Source organism: Haliscomenobacter sp., from assembly GCF_033763495.1.
In the GTDB taxonomy this organism is placed as follows: Bacteria; Bacteroidota; Bacteroidia; order Chitinophagales; family Saprospiraceae; genus Haliscomenobacter.
Genome location: NZ_JANRKL010000187.1, coordinates 1 through 15,695 on the forward strand (window position 1 = coordinate 1; position 15,695 = coordinate 15,695).

The 15,695-nt window shown below is 47.5% G+C and carries 13 protein-coding genes and 2 CRISPR repeat arrays; all 13 genes read right to left on the reverse strand.

Translation table 11 applies throughout. The annotated features are described in order from the left end of the window. Nucleotides 1-10 precede the first annotated feature (10 nt). Nucleotides 11-1,394: direct repeats of the CRISPR family, unit length 36 nt; unit sequence GTCGAAGTGCCCTTTGTCAGCACATATCACTCCTAC. Nucleotides 1,395-1,489: 95 nt separating this feature from the next. Further along, a complete protein-coding gene (locus tag SFV55_RS20705) occupies nt 1,490-1,624 on the reverse strand; it encodes a hypothetical protein (RefSeq protein WP_320031458.1) in 135 nt (44 codons plus the stop codon). Nucleotides 1,625-1,735: 111 nt separating this feature from the next. Next, the gene (locus SFV55_RS20710; protein WP_320031459.1) at nt 1,736-2,476 is read right to left on the reverse strand and encodes a CRISPR-associated endonuclease Cas6; all 741 of its coding nucleotides are present in this window, start codon (nt 2,474-2,476) and stop codon (nt 1,736-1,738) included. Beyond that, nucleotides 2,476-3,894, reverse strand: coding sequence for a type III-B CRISPR module RAMP protein Cmr6 (cmr6, locus tag SFV55_RS20715; protein ID WP_320031460.1), 1,419 nt, complete (start codon nt 3,892-3,894; stop codon nt 2,476-2,478). Before cmr6 ends, SFV55_RS20710 begins: the two co-directional genes overlap by 1 nt. Continuing rightward, on the reverse strand, nt 3,891-4,310 hold the full coding sequence (locus SFV55_RS20720) for a type III-B CRISPR module-associated protein Cmr5 (protein WP_320031461.1): 420 nt from the start codon (nt 4,308-4,310) through the stop codon (nt 3,891-3,893). Before SFV55_RS20720 ends, cmr6 begins: the two co-directional genes overlap by 4 nt. Then, on the reverse strand, nt 4,307-5,017 hold the full coding sequence (locus tag SFV55_RS20725; protein WP_320031462.1) for an RAMP superfamily CRISPR-associated protein: 711 nt from the start codon (nt 5,015-5,017) through the stop codon (nt 4,307-4,309). Before SFV55_RS20725 ends, SFV55_RS20720 begins: the two co-directional genes overlap by 4 nt. Further along, entirely contained in the window at nt 5,014-6,225 is a 1,212-nt protein-coding gene (locus SFV55_RS20730; RefSeq protein ID WP_320031463.1) for a type III-B CRISPR module-associated Cmr3 family protein, read from the reverse strand. Before SFV55_RS20730 ends, SFV55_RS20725 begins: the two co-directional genes overlap by 4 nt. Then, nucleotides 6,218-7,846, reverse strand: a complete 1,629-nt coding sequence (gene cas10, locus SFV55_RS20735; RefSeq protein ID WP_320031464.1) for a type III-B CRISPR-associated protein Cas10/Cmr2 — start codon at nt 7,844-7,846, stop codon at nt 6,218-6,220. Before cas10 ends, SFV55_RS20730 begins: the two co-directional genes overlap by 8 nt. 2 nt (nt 7,847-7,848) lie before the next feature. Then, nucleotides 7,849-9,228: a hypothetical protein gene (locus tag SFV55_RS20740; RefSeq protein WP_320031465.1), complete on the reverse strand. Its 1,380-nt coding sequence runs from the start codon at nt 9,226-9,228 to the stop codon at nt 7,849-7,851. 13 nt (nt 9,229-9,241) lie between these two features. Next, nucleotides 9,242-9,745: a hypothetical protein gene (locus SFV55_RS20745; RefSeq protein WP_320031466.1), complete on the reverse strand. Its 504-nt coding sequence runs from the start codon at nt 9,743-9,745 to the stop codon at nt 9,242-9,244. Beyond that, on the reverse strand, nt 9,742-11,385 hold the full coding sequence (locus SFV55_RS20750) for a CorA family divalent cation transporter (protein ID WP_320031467.1): 1,644 nt from the start codon (nt 11,383-11,385) through the stop codon (nt 9,742-9,744). Before SFV55_RS20750 ends, SFV55_RS20745 begins: the two co-directional genes overlap by 4 nt. 119 nt (nt 11,386-11,504) lie before the next feature. Continuing rightward, nucleotides 11,505-12,059 carry a 3'-5' exoribonuclease domain-containing protein gene (locus SFV55_RS20755; protein WP_320031468.1) on the reverse strand — a complete coding sequence of 185 codons (555 nt, stop codon included), beginning with the start codon at nt 12,057-12,059 and terminating at the stop codon, nt 11,505-11,507. A 231-nt stretch (nt 12,060-12,290) separates the two neighbouring features. Then, a CRISPR array of direct repeats spans nt 12,291-14,042; the repeat unit is 36 nt; unit sequence GTCGCAGTGCCCAATGTCGGCACACATAACTCCTAC. Nucleotides 14,043-14,235: 193 nt separating this feature from the next. Further along, nucleotides 14,236-14,538, reverse strand: a complete 303-nt coding sequence (gene cas2 / locus SFV55_RS20760; protein WP_320031469.1) for a CRISPR-associated endonuclease Cas2 — start codon at nt 14,536-14,538, stop codon at nt 14,236-14,238. Further along, on the reverse strand, nt 14,519-15,514 hold the full coding sequence (gene cas1 / locus SFV55_RS20765; RefSeq protein WP_320031470.1) for a CRISPR-associated endonuclease Cas1: 996 nt from the start codon (nt 15,512-15,514) through the stop codon (nt 14,519-14,521). Before cas1 ends, cas2 begins: the two co-directional genes overlap by 20 nt. Nucleotides 15,515-15,695 lie beyond the last annotated feature (181 nt).

Below are 15,695 nucleotides of genomic sequence, written 5' to 3' on the forward strand. Positions count from 1 at the left end.
CACGCACAGAGTCGAAGTGCCCTTTGTCAGCACATATCACTCCTACTTAAACCAACTCACATGGAAAAGCTGATGGGCGTAAGTCGAAGTGCCCTTTGTCAGCACATATCACTCCTACATTTTAAAAAAAACAAAAAGAACATGAAAAAGAATGTCGAAGTGCCCTTTGTCAGCACATATCACTCCTACGCGACACAAATTCAAAAACACACAACATGAAAAAGTCGAAGTGCCCTTTGTCAGCACATATCACTCCTACGAACAAACGTCAAAATTAGAAACTAGCTCTGATGAGTCGAAGTGCCCTTTGTCAGCACATATCACTCCTACCAAAATAAAAAACCATGTTACAGCTGATTCAAGTCGAAGTGCCCTTTGTCAGCACATATCACTCCTACACAAACCTCCATAATCATGAGGAAGCTATTCGCAAGTCGAAGTGCCCTTTGTCAGCACATATCACTCCTACTATGTCTGGAAAGAAGTCGATTATGACATCCAAGTCGAAGTGCCCTTTGTCAGCACATATCACTCCTACAACCGCCAACATATGAAAAAGGCAGGCATTTATGTCGAAGTGCCCTTTGTCAGCACATATCACTCCTACTCTATGGCGATTTCATTAGCGCAGAAAACGACAAGTCGAAGTGCCCTTTGTCAGCACATATCACTCCTACTTTATTTCCCACAAATCGAGAATGCAACATTTACGGTCGAAGTGCCCTTTGTCAGCACATATCACTCCTACCCATAACTCCACTAATATGGACAACTTGTTTGTTTGTCGAAGTGCCCTTTGTCAGCACATATCACTCCTACTCGAATTGAACGGCGTTGAGGTCGCCACGGCGACTGTCGAAGTGCCCTTTGTCAGCACATATCACTCCTACTCCTGTCCGCACGCCACAACAGTTGGTTGATGCAAGTCGAAGTGCCCTTTGTCAGCACATATCACTCCTACCAAGAGCCGAAAAGGCAAAAAGGCGGCATCAATGGTCGAAGTGCCCTTTGTCAGCACATATCACTCCTACAACTCTTAAGTGCCCGATTCTACCGATATGAAAGTCGAAGTGCCCTTTGTCAGCACATATCACTCCTACTATGAACCACTTAATTTTGTCGGCAGGATCCGTGGAGTCGAAGTGCCCTTTGTCAGCACATATCACTCCTACGTGCTTGTTGCAAGAGAGCTACACGATCCGGCAAGTCGAAGTGCCCTTTGTCAGCACATATCACTCCTACTGACAACCATCCAATGGGTGGGTGCGATCCTCGGAGTCTGTTTATGTCGAAGTGCCCTTTGTCAGCACATATCACTCCTACAATCACCTTATTTAAATCACTTCTAAAACCATCTAGTCGAAGTGCCCTTTGTCAGCACATATCACTCCTACCCTTAAAAATCATCATATGACTGATAATGAAGAGAGTAGGAGTAGTTTAGCTGTAGATAACTCGACATACACGAACATAGGAGATTATCAAATTTTCAAAATTTGGGTTTGGGCAGGGGTAAAACCTGCTTTCCGAACCCGGTATCCCGTGCTGGACGAACCAGCACATTGCCCAATGGTGGCATTGTATTTCCAAAGATAATTGCTATTTCCAAGATGTCAAAGAACATGTTTGGAATGACAAATTTGTCGAATGACGAATGACGAATTTGTCGGACATTGCCCCAATTCGTCATTCGTCATTCGAAAAATTCGTCATTCCTGAAATTCATCATCCAAAATCACTCTTCGCCTTCCAATGCTGCGGGCAACTGCCGACTGGCCCATTCGCGGTAACGGGTATACGCCTTTTCGCTCATCACCTCCCCAAAGCCAAAAGCGGCCACCCGGCCGATCCCGATGCCCGTGGGGAAGCGAAGGTTGCTTTCGGCCAGCACGTCAAAACGGACCAGTTCGGTGCCGTGCCATTGGATGCATTTCTGCTGGTCGACCTGCAACACCCGGGCCTCCACCAGGCTGCGCCAGGCGGCGGTGCCGAGGGTTTCCATCAGGCTGCGCAGGTGCCCGGTGAGGGCGGAGCTGAGGATTTTTTTGCGGTCCGCTTCATCATCGGTTGCTTTCCAGCGGCTGTAATTTTCGGTATTGAGGGCCAGCCAGCCCTGGAGGCCAAAGACCTGTGGGCGCTCACTTAGTTGCAAGGCGTACTCGTGCGGATGCAGGTGGTAACCCTCCAGGGTATGGGTTTGGCCGGCAAACTCCAGTTCGGGTCGCAGGCGCGGCAACAAGTACTGCTCTATCGCCTGAACCCCTTCGTTGAGGCCCAAGATGGTGGCCATGCCCCGCCGCACCTGGTACTGGATGAGGGGGTAGCCGTAGTGGTGGTGATCAGCACCGGGCTGGCGGTTGTCGTGGTTGTGAAAGAGGTGTTGCTCCTGGCCAACCAGTTCGATGATGGCCGAACGGAAGGCAGGGATGTTCCCTGGGTGGAGGGGGCAAGGGAGCGTGAGGGTGAGGAGTTGCATTATTCGAGAATTTTGAAGCTTTTGATCTGAGCATTAGGTTCCAGTTCTGTCACGATGATGCGGATGAGGTCACCTTCTTTATACCGGCTGAAATTCGTCTTGTCCGAAAACTTGAGAACCTCGGCATTTCCAGTCACGATAAAACGTATGGTACTTTTCTTCGAGTCCAGCTTGTATATCTTGCCCTTGTATTCCTTGTCTTTTTCAAATTGCTGCAGGGCTCCCCGATCTGGCGGTGGTGGCGGTGGTGGTGGAGCCTCCTGAGCAGGTCGGGCTGTACCTTGCGTTGGCACCTGATCCCGGTTCGGATGAGGAGACTGTCTTTCTCGCATTTGAGGCCGATCCTGCTGCCTTCTGTCTCGTGCCGGCCGGGGCGTATCCTCCAGGGCTGGTCGGGAAGAGAAGGGTCGAGCCAATGGGGTTGGGTATTGCCTGGCAAATTCCTCCACAGTGATCAATTGCCCATAACCTACATTGGTTTTGGCACCAACTCCAATGGTGGTCAAAATTTCCTGAAACGCCGTTTGTTTTTGCTGCGCAGTAACGTTTCCTGAAGCACTCAGCAAAAACTGGAACTGGAACTTCACTCCCGGCAGGATTTTTAAAAATGGCAGAGGAATCGGATTTTGCAAAGGGGCATCCCCATGCGGAGTTAGGGCATCTGGTCCCAAAATATACTGCTCCTGGTAAAAAGAACCACTTACGTAAGCGTCCAGAAAAATGTCGCGCTGGGTCATTGGCAAATACTCCAGCAGCATTTCCTGCGCTTCTGCTTCATCCTGAGGTACACTAAACCGGTTTTGGCGGGCAAGCTGAGTTTTTTCCCAATCCAGTCCCTCAAAAATGGCCAGTTCCAGGCGATGTACATCCAGGTATGAGAGCTTTGGCCCGTCTTTAGGACTCAAAAGATCGGCAATGAATTCCGCTTTGGCATTGCACAGGTCGTCATTGCCATCAAGTTTAGGGCGCAAGGGGTCGCCGGCAATCCATTCGAATTGGGGGAATACGCTGCGCAAAGCTCCTTTGATGCTGCTACCAGGCACAATGGGTAAGCCGGTGGTATGATCAAAAAAGAAGCCCAGTTTGAGTTCCCCTTCACTTTTGGTTTCGTGTTTGTACCCAATCCCGGCAAGCAAGCCAGGATACGTGGTGACCAGTTCCAGGGGAAGCCACTGTTGTGCTGTCGACCAGGCGAGACCAGTGGTGGTGTCTGTCGCACTACTTTTGTTCGCAGCCTGAGCCAGGTTGAGTTTTGCAGCACACAAGTCACCCCGGCGTTTTGTCAAAGCAAATTCGTAGAGGTTGAAATTGGCTTGTTCAAACTTGCCTTTGTTCACACCAGCTTTCATCGCCTCGTAGTGAAGATCGATATCCTGCCCCTGATAATAGTCCTGGTAATAATATTTTTTCAGGTTCATGACTGGCCAGTTTTATTGACTTGGGTGAAATTCCGCAAGGCTAATTTTAGCGCAATCGAAGCCGCCAGGATTTTGGCTTTCAACTGGCGTTGTTTGGCCTCATTTTCAGGTTTTAACACAAAATCCAGCAAGGCATCAGCTTCGCTGCCGAGCCCTGAAAAAAGGGCTTCTTCTTGCAAAATCTGCGCAATGGCTTGGAGTACTTTGTGTCGTGCGACACCTTCGCGCACCCCCAAATCGCTGTAAAACGCTAGTGCAGGTTTTAGCCCCGAGGTGACAATAGAGGCACCCAGCGAAGCTGCATAGCCATCGTATTCAGCGTTGACACTTTTGGGATCGCCACTGATGCTGAGGTGTTCACGGGCAGCTTTAATGGCCTTGGCGATGTATTTTTCTACGTCTTTTTTGTGCATCATGGCTTGGGATAAATTTGAGTGAACAAACAAAAACCATACCCTACCGTGGCATTGCCGCCAATTTGGACAACCGCTTCTTTCAACGCTTTGGTCAACACTTCCCGATCTACGGCTTGCTCCGTATCGTCGCTTCCCGAAGTGATTTTTCCATCGACGTCCGGTATTTGAATCGCTACCACAAACATACTTTGGCGAGGTACTACCTCCTCGTACCAAAGGTTTTTACTGACGCCATTGTCCAGTTGGTTGCGGGCAATTACGGGTAAATCTTCGGCCAGTTCCCAAAACTGAGGATCGTTGTTTAAACCCTCTGCCAATTGAGCTACAGTTAGCGTTTTGGCCCCCAACTGCTGGTATTTGATTCCAATGGGTTTAAGGTACTCTTGATTGGTTACTATCTCAAAGAATGGAGCCTCCTGCGCTGGTTTTGGCAAAGCCAACAAATCCGCTGCAAAAAAATGATACGCCCCCTGCTGTGAAGAACCAGGAGCGCGGTTATTTTGATCAGAGCCAAAGACGTAGTTCACCCAGGGTTCATGCCTGAAATGTTCCCTCAGTGCACCCTTTAAGCCCGAAGCGTGGATGGTAGGTAAATTGGTAGCGGGGTCGCGTTGCACCGTTTTATCTACAACGCCAAAGCCACCGGAGTCGCCGCTACCCGCGTGTAAATTGGTCAAACAGGTAATTTTAAATACGTAGGTGCTCATATTGTTTCGCTTTTTGTTGTTGAAGGATAAATGTGGTTATAGCCAATGGCTTGAAAATGGGTGGCAGCCTCCAGGAGCTTCAGCAAGTTGGCTTGTTCCCCGGCTTTAGGAAAGAGTACCGAGCCCCGTTCCAGCAAATACAGCAGGGTGCTGTTTCGAGCGCTTTGTAAATTGGCAAAAATGCGTCGGCGCGCTGCTGCCGATTGATTTTCGTAAGCCTTGGTTGCCAGTTGCAGGTTGCGAAATGGAATGGCCTGGGTTGCGGTAAAATAGCAGAGCTTGATGATTTTTTTCCAGTCGCTGCTGGTAATGAACGCATCACTGAACAACACCACCCGACCGTCGGTGTAAGGGTAAGCCTGAGCGGGTTTCAGCTGGGCATCCAGCGCCGCAGTCCAGGGTTCTGCCTCCATGATGAAACAGCGGTTTTCGCCCCCGAATGGCATACTGCGCTTAAAAATAGCGGGGTCAATCTCCCCTTTGAAGTCCACCTTGACCGCAAAGGAAAAGCCGGGGGCCAGGCGGTAAAACTCCTGTTTGTAAAAGCCATTTTCATCACTCCCAGCGGTAGCATCCGGCTTCATCCGACTGGCCTTATCGATGCCAATTTGGAAGTTGGAGTAGAAGATGCCGTGCTCTGGTTTGGGCGTTTTGTGTAGCTCTGACAGTTTATCAGCAGGTACCGCTGCCGGAATTTTAAGGGCCGTGCCATCAGCGCTGACCCACACCTCGTTGAGGTATTCCTTTTCGGAGTAGGTTGTTTCTACTTCTTGTTCATCTTCCTGCTTATTAAAACTCAGGTGGGGCAAATTCTCCCAGTCTCCCCCCAAGAAATTTAGGCCTTGCCCCTGACTGGCACTCAAGTCTACCTTTAACTCTTGCTTCGTATCGAGGTGCAGGCGAGCAGCAGGGTAAAAAAACTGACGCTTTCCGGCATGCTGCCATTGCATGAACAAGGGGGAAAGCTGCTCCAAATCCCCAAAGTTGGTGACAGTTTGAGCGGGGCTGAAACTGGCATCTCCAATGCTCATTCCTTCCTGGAACAACACGTGGCGAATCAAACCCAAGAGACCGGTTTGTTGCGGCAATTTATTGGATCGCACCAGGTAATTGCGGCGGATTGGATCCGAGTCAAAGGTATTTTCCCCGCCAAAAAAGTAGTAGTCCACTGGCCGCAGGGTCAGCAGGATACTTTTTGATTTAGTCATGATCGGGTTGGTTTAGGAATTGAATAAAACGCAGGGCGGCAAACAACTGCTGGCGAACCACTGCAATGGGGTTTTCCTGTTTTTGCTCCCCGGCTTCCTTCCACAAAGTTTGCACCAAGTGGTGTACCGCCTGGATGTAGGCATTGGTTTCGGACTGCTGGTGGGCGGACTCGTTGAAATGGTGCTTGAAAAAAGCTTTGGTTTGGCCATGTTGCAAGGCATCCTCCAGGAAAGCTTCCAGGGAAGCCAGTTTGTGCATTACTGAAGTCAAAAAACTCAGCTCCTGGGTCTGACAGGCTTTCAATAAGGCGGCAAATTGGGTATATGCCCCTCCACCTTTGCTCAGGGTAGCGCCGAAGGCCTGCCCACTGTGTTTGAGCACCCGAAAAGCCACTGCATTTTTTCCGGGAAAACCTTTGGCCTCTTCAAACAAGAGCTCGTTCAATTTGTCCAGGGCTTCAAACATCGGGTGCTTGTAATAGGCGATGGAGAGGCCGTAGGAAAGGGCGGGTTGGGCTGAAAAATCAGCTTTGACCGACTTGCCCAGCGCTTGCAAATCTGTGGAAGGGAATATCTGATCCAGGTCACTCAACAAATTAAAGATGTGCTGCCCATTTTGGTTTTGGATGGGTGCAATGAACAGGAGGTCATCACCTCCAGCATATACGGGGATTCCATTAAATGCAATGATTTTGTCCACTGCTTCCTGGGCGAATTTGGCCAGAAGTTTGGAGAAATCCTGAATTTCCTGGTGGTGATTGCCAATTGCCCCAAGGGTGGCGCCGACACTGTCGCCGTCGGCTTTGACGAAACAAACGTATTTGTGGCGAAACTTGAAGTCGTCCTTAAAGGTTTGTTTCAGTTTTAGCAGCGCCTCTTCCTGGGCCAAAGCCTCCTCTTTGGGATCAACTTTTCCTTCCCGCCGTTTGATGATGGCGGTATTGGCAGGGTGCGTCAAAATGCCTTCGTAAGTGGCCTCATCTACTTTTTTAAGCTCACTCGTAGCCAATTCAACCAAACTGGGTAAGCGGTGGTTGCCTTTTGAATCGTAGGGAATAAACACCGCTGAGGTACTCGCTGAACTATCGTGGTAGAGTTCCCAGATGTTGTTGTCCTCACTCAAGATGTTAATTAGTTGATCATCGCTTTGAGGCAACAGGGCTTGTAGTTCCTGCGCATCGAGCAAACGGTTGAGTTGCAGTACGGCGCTCTCTTCGGAAGATTTGAGCTCCAGTTTTGCGGCAAAAACTCTAAAAAAAGGCTCAAAAAATTTACGTTGAGCATTGTTTTTTTGAGCGATTTGCTCCACGTTGCGAATGGCTTGTCGGATCAAATTCTGCCAATCTGCAGCGGGGAGTTTTTCCCCTTTTTCATTCAGCAGCCAAAAACAACGATCGGGGTAGATGCCTGCGCCGTTGTAGTTGGTTGCAGCCACTACCGGGGCGAGCAATTCTCCAATTTTCTCCTTTTCAAGCACCTCCAGCAACTCCCGCATCAGCAAGGAGAATATGTAGCTGGCTGCCCAGAGTTCCCGCGTTCGTCGGGCTTGTTGGATGGTGGCGTAAATGGGGCCAATGGTGATGGCGAGGTAGGTGGATGGAAAGGTTTTTTCCTGAAGCATATCTATAAGGGTTTATAGTCCGATAATTCACCTTTACCCTTTTGTAGCGCATAGGTGAGAAATTCTTTCATGTTGAAAGATTCTGGAGTATTGATAGAATCCAGCGGCATTTTATGCCCATTTGCCTTGCTGATATTTTTTCCAATTTTCAGTTCAAGCCCGAAATTGAACCCTTGATTCAGCATTGCCGAATTGACATCTTCAGCAATAAGATAGATGGTATTATTGTGAATCTTGAATAAAACAGGGGATTTGAACCTTTGTATGGCGGGTGAATGAGCTTCTACTTTAACTACATATTTGGCTTCTCTGCCATTGCTATCTCTTCTTGAAGTAAGAAACTCATACTGCTCAGCTAAGCCTAACATTGCTCTGATAAATTGGTACTTATACCCCTTTGCAGGGTCATCCCAGTTCCGCTTGTTGGCATCATCCTCTACAGGGCCAATGTCCTGATTTGTATATTGCAATGGAACAGGCGAGTTTTCAAGTTCAAATTTTCCTGCATTAATCTGCTGTTTAATCTTCCGCTTTTCCCAACGCACTGGTATATTACGGGTCACAGCGTAAGAAAACAGAAGTGATTTTGAGTACTTCCCGCGATTTTCTTTTGGGTTTTTCCCTGATTTGAGCAGTTTATAATCTGATTGTATGGTTTCCATTATTTTTTGAAGCCTCTGCATTGCGTCCGAGGAGAGATTCGTTAATTCAACTTTTGCTGCAAAAACAGGAAAGAGCTTTTTGATCATGGTGTCCATACTCTCCAGTGGCTTTGGATCAACTACTGAGAAGCAACCAAAGCCTTTATTTTGTCTGGTGCCAAAATTCTCATAAGCAAAAAAATAGGGGATCGATTTTGAAATAATGGATAGAATATCTTTATCAAAAGAAAAAATGGTAAGCTTAATTTTGCCTGTCTCTAAAAGTCCGAGTTTAGGCAATGACTGATATGCTTCAAGGTTAAATCCATCAATCCCGTTAGTCAAATCAACTTTGGGGAATACTTTACTACTTTCATTCTCCTGCGCAAAAAAAGCAGTCCCATGTAGATAGTCTTTATCATGCTGCGCTAGCCTATTTTGCAGTTCCCCTTTCAAATAGGAAGCGAGATAATACTCATTGGGTTTTTCTGTTCCCTCTCTGTTTATACTCAGTTTATAGGAAGACTGCTTTTTTTCACTCGGCTCAAACAAGTCAAGTTTTGAGTATAAAAAATGATCTTCAGCACTGATAAACAATCGTTTAAAATTTTCTCGAATAAACCGATCCAATTTCGGCTTCACCTCCGTTGCTCGCAGCGTCGCTCCCGGCTGTGCGTGTTGAAAGTGAATGATCGGGGTGTGTTGTTTCAAATGAATTTCCAGTTTGAATTTATTTTCCATTTTCTTGATCTTTTTATTGGGTAATCGGGAAATGAGTCAATACCTTTTTACGTACATCATCAGGCACATAGTGGATCACTTTCTTTGTCAATTTTTGTTCTTTGTCATAGTGTTCTTCTTTAGTCTCTTTTAGTTCTTTCGCAAGACTCAGTAATTCTTCCTGAAGAGCTTTCCTTAAGGCTTCGTGTTTGTTGGCTACTTCTTTTGCTTCACTTTTTGTGATCAGTGCACCTTTTCTTTTCGTTTCTTCTTCTTCTAGCCATTTCTGTAGCCCTTCAGCCCGATCTGCCTCCGATTTCAGGTGCCACAAGTATGCTTTCCAAGCCTCCAGTGCTGCAAAAACAAAGAGGATAAATGCAAAAACCAATGCAAGTGTAAGTACGTCTTCCGATTCGATGACCTCAAACCTTTTAAGCAAGACCACGATTCCTACTGATGCCAATAATATGAAAAGTAGCCACCCAACATTAAATCGCATGATCAAGTAAGGCCACTCTTTTTCAGTGTTTGTACTCATTGTTCAAACTTATTTATAGGGTAAATAATCAAAGTATAGACCATCAAAATCGCCAGGATGATGAGCCAGATTATCCGCATTTTGCGGTTACCGCGCACGACAGCAAGCGCCAGGATGGCGGAAGTCAGACTGAGTAAAGAAAGACCTAACCAATGCTCGGCGATTTTAAAATTATTCACACCAAAATATGTACCAATAAACGAGGGCACCACAAACAGCGCCCCGATATAGGTCAGCACATCCAGCTTGTCGTTGCGCTGTTCTTCTTCCAGCATCGATACATAGCCGTGTAGTTCCTGAATTTCGTGTTCCAGGTCTTTGACCTGTTTTTCCAGGCGCATTTGACTTTGCAGGATGTCGTATAGCTCGATGCCTTGCTCCTGGGCGGTTACTTCGCGGAAGTAAATTTTGTTGACAAAGCGGATGTACTGTTTGAAAAGGCTGCTGACACGGGCACCGATGTTGGGGTCTTTTTTGGGGAGTTGGCTGATGGCGGTTATCTCTTGGGAGAAGCGGAGTAGACAGGCGCGCTGTACCAGGCCAAGCAGGGAAACTTTGTAGTACATGGTCTGGACATGGGAGCAGATGATTTTGGCGAACCCTTCGTAAGAGACTGACATCTCATCCGTCAAAGTCACAAAGGAATAGCGGCTGATGCCATAAAAAGTGCCGTAATTGGCCCAACGGGCATTGGTGGCCTCTTCTAATAACCGATGGCGCATCGCCAAGTTGGGACAGGTAGCATCTCCACTATCTACAAAAAGGTAACGATACCACCAGGGATTCGTCTTAAAGTCTTGTTCAAAATCTTTACCTTTGATGTACTCGGTCAGCGCTTTGTTGCCATACCAGCAAACCGTAAACATTCGGTCGTCGAGCACGGGAGCAAACTGCACTTCTTCCCGGAGTGGGATGGGTAACAACTGCTGAATCAATTCAGGCTCTCTTTCCGGGTTCTGGTTTACTACCCAACTTAAAAAGTCCTCAACAATCCAGGGTTTAGCATTGGCTTCCAATCGAATACTTTTGGCCATTTGATTCGCTTTCTGCGTTCCTTGTAGGCCAGCCAACCAGTTGTTGTCTTCGAAAAAAGCCTGCTGCCCGATCAAATCTTTTTGGGTCTGCAAAAAAGGAGGGTACACCCTACGTCCGAAGGCGTTGATGTTTAAAATGTCCTGCGGCGCGGATTGCTTTTGGTCTTTATTCAACAGGTGAAAAGCCAGCACCCCCACGCCCGTGTTGAAAAAACTGACCACAATGTCATCAATATCCAGGCGGTAGGTTTTGCCATTGTTCAGTTCGATGACGTATTCGAAGGATTCGGCAGGAGCTTTGAAGTAGTAATGACGTTGAAGGGAATCGTCCTTTCCGGAGTCGTACAACACTGGGCGCACAAACTCATAAAAATAAACCAGCTCATTGAATTGCACCAAGGACTGTGGCTGGAGCCAGGAGGCTCGGCGTTCCCAACGACTCGAATCTAAGGCCATCAATTGTTCAATCCGCAGCAGATCGGTTTGATCCTCCAGCAATTGGCTCTTGGTTTTTTGGTAGGTCCACTCAAAAGGGAACAAAAAAGCGTGGGTGCTGTACAGGGGTTCCTGTGTGGCTATAGGTTTTTCGAATAAGGCGTTTTCCATTGAGGTTACAGTCAAAATTTTCAGGATTAGGTAAAACGGTCCATCAATTTGTCATCATTCTGTATTTCGTGCAGTAAAATTCTATTAACCTGGATGCAAATGCGATCAAGAGTCGGGTTTTAGCCCCCCAACCCTTCGAAAATGACTTTCTCCAACCAGGCATCGTAAAGGGCATGGTGTTTAGCCAATTTGAGTTTGGGCACCTGAAGGTCTACCTGGCCTAAGGTTTCTCGGGTGACATTGGGGTCTAAACCTTTGGTGAGCAAGAGGGTACTCAGGTCAAAGGGAATCCAAAAGACTTGTTCAGGGATAAAAAAGGCACCATTAAAAACGTGGCAAAACAACACCCAGTCCCAAGCCAGAACATCTGCCCAGATGTGGACGCTATTTTTTTCACCAAAACGAGCAAGCCAGCGACGCAAGGCTCGACTAACATCAACGATATCGCCTCGGCAGGCCATGTAAGGCTTGGTGTGCACGTATTGAGCGTTGGAAAGTTTAGGTCCAGTGAGCAGGGTAAGTACGTTTTCTTTTACCCAAGGATTGATGAATGTGGAATCGTAATCGGTTAATTCGGCGTAGAACCAGTCGCCATTTTCGGCAGCCAGGCCAATTGAGATGAGTTGGGCATCTCGAGTCAGTTCTGTAAATTCTGTATCCAGAAATATCCGCATAAATGGGTTTAAGTGTTAAGGTTGAGCAATATATGTTTTTATTGTTATTTCTGCAAATTTGGAATAGAGCTTTGATCTAATTTTTTCTACGGCACGACTGAATGCTAGGAATGATTGCGCAGGTGTGGGTATGGTACGTGCGTGACTCGCTAGTGCCCAATGTTGGCACACGATATAGTGTGAGGGGTGAGTGTGATCGTGTGAGTGTGGGGGCGTCGCGCTCGAAACTTCCCTAAAGTGCCCAATGTTGGCACACATAACTCCTAAATGGCGAAGTACAACCAGCTATTGCGCATTGAAGAAGGTCGCAGTGCCCAATGTTGGCACACATAACTCCTACAAGCCACACGGAAGGCACCAAAACTTCCGTTTCCGGTCGCAGTGCCCAATGTCGGCACACATAACTCCTACATGTATACCCCAAAGAGTATGCCCTGGCGCCAAAGTGGTCGCAGTGCCCAATGTCGGCACACATAACTCCTACAGAACAAAAAAAGGGGCACTCCACGCTGTGGAACTGTCGCAGTGCCCAATGTCGGCACACATAACTCCTACAATCTGGTTCTAATTATCGCAGGGTACGTAGTACTGTCGCAGTGCCCAATGTCGGCACACATAACTCCTACAGTAAATACAATCGCTTGCTCGAAATTGAACTGGTCGCAGTGCCCAATGTCGGCACACATAACTCCTACTCAGCAAAACTGGCCAAAATCTGGTCGTGGCGTTTTGTCGCAGTGCCCAATGTCGGCACACATAACTCCTACAGAGCCAACTCCCTGTCATCAACACATACATCCAAGGTCGCAGTGCCCAATGTCGGCACACATAACTCCTACCAAAACCACCGTCGAGGGTAACACCAAGGTGTGGATTGTCGCAGTGCCCAATGTCGGCACACATAACTCCTACAGCGCAACGAGCGCCGTGAGCGCCGCGACCAACATGGTCGCAGTGCCCAATGTCGGCACACATAACTCCTACTTTTTGGCATTTACTGTCATATCCCTACTTTCGGTCGCAGTGCCCAATGTCGGCACACATAACTCCTACCTGCTGGTACTCGGCATTATCAGCGTGATAATGGTGGGTCGCAGTGCCCAATGTCGGCACACATAACTCCTACCATTAACCGTCGCCTTGATGATATCGAGGACGAACTGTCGCAGTGCCCAATGTCGGCACACATAACTCCTACCAAAGTCCACTACTCCGGCAAAAAGCTTGGTGGTGTCGCAGTGCCCAATGTCGGCACACATAACTCCTACCCATGGTGGACGAAACCTGCTTGGCAAAAAATGGTCGCAGTGCCCAATGTCGGCACACATAACTCCTACAAACCATCCAGTTGACCGTTCGACACCGCGTGCCTGTCGCAGTGCCCAATGTCGGCACACATAACTCCTACTTGGAATCGCAGTACCCGTAAGGATCATTGTGATTGAAGAAATGTCGCAGTGCCCAATGTCGGCACACATAACTCCTACCGTCTCCGCAGGATATATGTGGGGCGGAATTGTGTCGCAGTGCCCAATGTCGGCACACATAACTCCTACAAAAAGTCTACGCCCTCAACCTTAAAACCAAGAGGTCGCAGTGCCCAATGTCGGCACACATAACTCCTACTCTTGTAATCTACTATCGTAAAAAAAAGAAAAACTAATGTCGCAGTGCCCAATGTCGGCACACATAACTCCTACATGTTGGTCGTCCGACTGACTGCGATACACAGAAGAAGTGTCGCAGTGCCCAATGTCGGCACACATAACTCCTACTTGATGGTAAGTCCTACGTATTTTTCTTCGGTCGCAGTGCCCAATGTCGGAACACATAACTCCTACCACGACAAAAAAAGGCTCTGCGAAGCGTATAAAAAGTCGCAGTGCCCAATGTCGGCACACATAACTCCTACTGTGGCATGGTGAAGCGGTTATTCTCTGTGGACTGGTCGCAGTGCCCAATGTCGGCACACATAACTCCTACCCGTCTTAACAAATAAAAAGCTCATTATCAGCTAAATGACTATCATTTAGCTGTAAAAATCTCCGTGTTTCTTCCCACGCAGATTCAAAAATCGTTAAAAAACAATGCATTGGGAGTGTTTTTTCCAGATGTCAAAGAACGTAAATTTGCACTAAAATACCAACAATAGTGAAGTTAAAACAAGTTCAGGGGTTTAAAAAATTAAAGTATGCGTTTCTCCGGTTATTTCTTCCCAGCGTTGAGGAATTGTGCCAAACAATTCAATATGCTGCAAAGAATAATCGTGCAGAGGAACAAACATGATGCTATCATGAGGAACAAACTCCGCTGCCTGAGGAATTTTAGCCATTTCGGTCCTCAGTTTTGCTTCTTCAGCAGCATCTAAGGTACCCATAAAAACCGAGTATTGTACCCGATGCAACCCAGCAGCCAGTAGTTTTTTAGCCACTCGCATGCGTAGGCGGTCGCTTTCAATGTCATAACTTACCAGGATCATATGCTGTATTTTGAATTAATTGAGCCAGTTCTGCGGCATAACGATAAATATGTCCTTTGCGCGAAAACTGTTTGCCGTCCAAGCGGCATTTTTCCTCCAACCAACTATTAAAAGTTGGGATGATGAATTTTTTTCCCGCTGCATTCAGTCTCCACCCTTGGTAAACCTGGTCAAAAAACTCCAGTTTGATCTGGTCTGCCAGAAATTGTTCTACCAATAGTTGGTCTACCCAAGGTCGGAAAGGTTCAATGAGGTCAAAAGCCAGCGTAGGGCGATCGTATTCATCGGAATGGAGAATACCCAAATGAGGATCAAGGCCAGCAGCAAAAATGGCTTGCTCAACGATGGTGTACATCATGCCATACAAATAGTTGAGCATTGCATTGAAACCATCTTCAGCGGGTCGGCGGCTGCGTCCCTTGAATTTCCAGGGTTCAGGCATTCCTTCAGAAGCAGCACTCCAATAGAGTTTTGCCTGATTGCCTTCCCAGCCCATCAATTTGTTGCCCACAAAATCAGTAGATTGATCTTTCAGCAGGTCTAACTCTGGTATGCCATCCTGCAATTGAGTAATAATCCGCTGATAATTTTCCAGTAAACTGGGCCTTCGGTTGGCCAAATACTCCAGCACATCAATCTGATGAGCAGTTTTAAGCCGAAACAACAGAATAACCCAATTGCCACCTTGCGGGCTATCTGAAAAATAGACCTGTTTGCGGCGCAAGGTCGCGATGCTTTCAAAGTAGGGGCTACGCAGGCAGCCCACCGCATCGCCGATTTCGTTGAAAAAATAGATGGAAAGATCATACTCTATGGCCAGTTCAATGGCTGAAGAACTGATCAAACAAGGCGCAGTAACAGCGATGCTTTCCAATTGTTGGGGGCTCACGATGCGGCGCTCCTCGCCCGCAGCCACCTCGAAGGCCCCATCGCGGGTTTTGAGCGCCAGGCCCGGAGTATTCAGTACCATTTGCATAAGTGGGCGTATTTAAGTGCTTATGTAATAGTGTTTGTCACCTCGCCTTCAGCGAAGCACGACAACATTTTTTTTAGCCACAAATGACACAAATTTTCACAAATAGGGGCACGAACTTCGTTCGTGTCGGAAGCACAAACTCAAGTTTGTGGCTAAATCTCCAAAAAACACTCCATCGGCG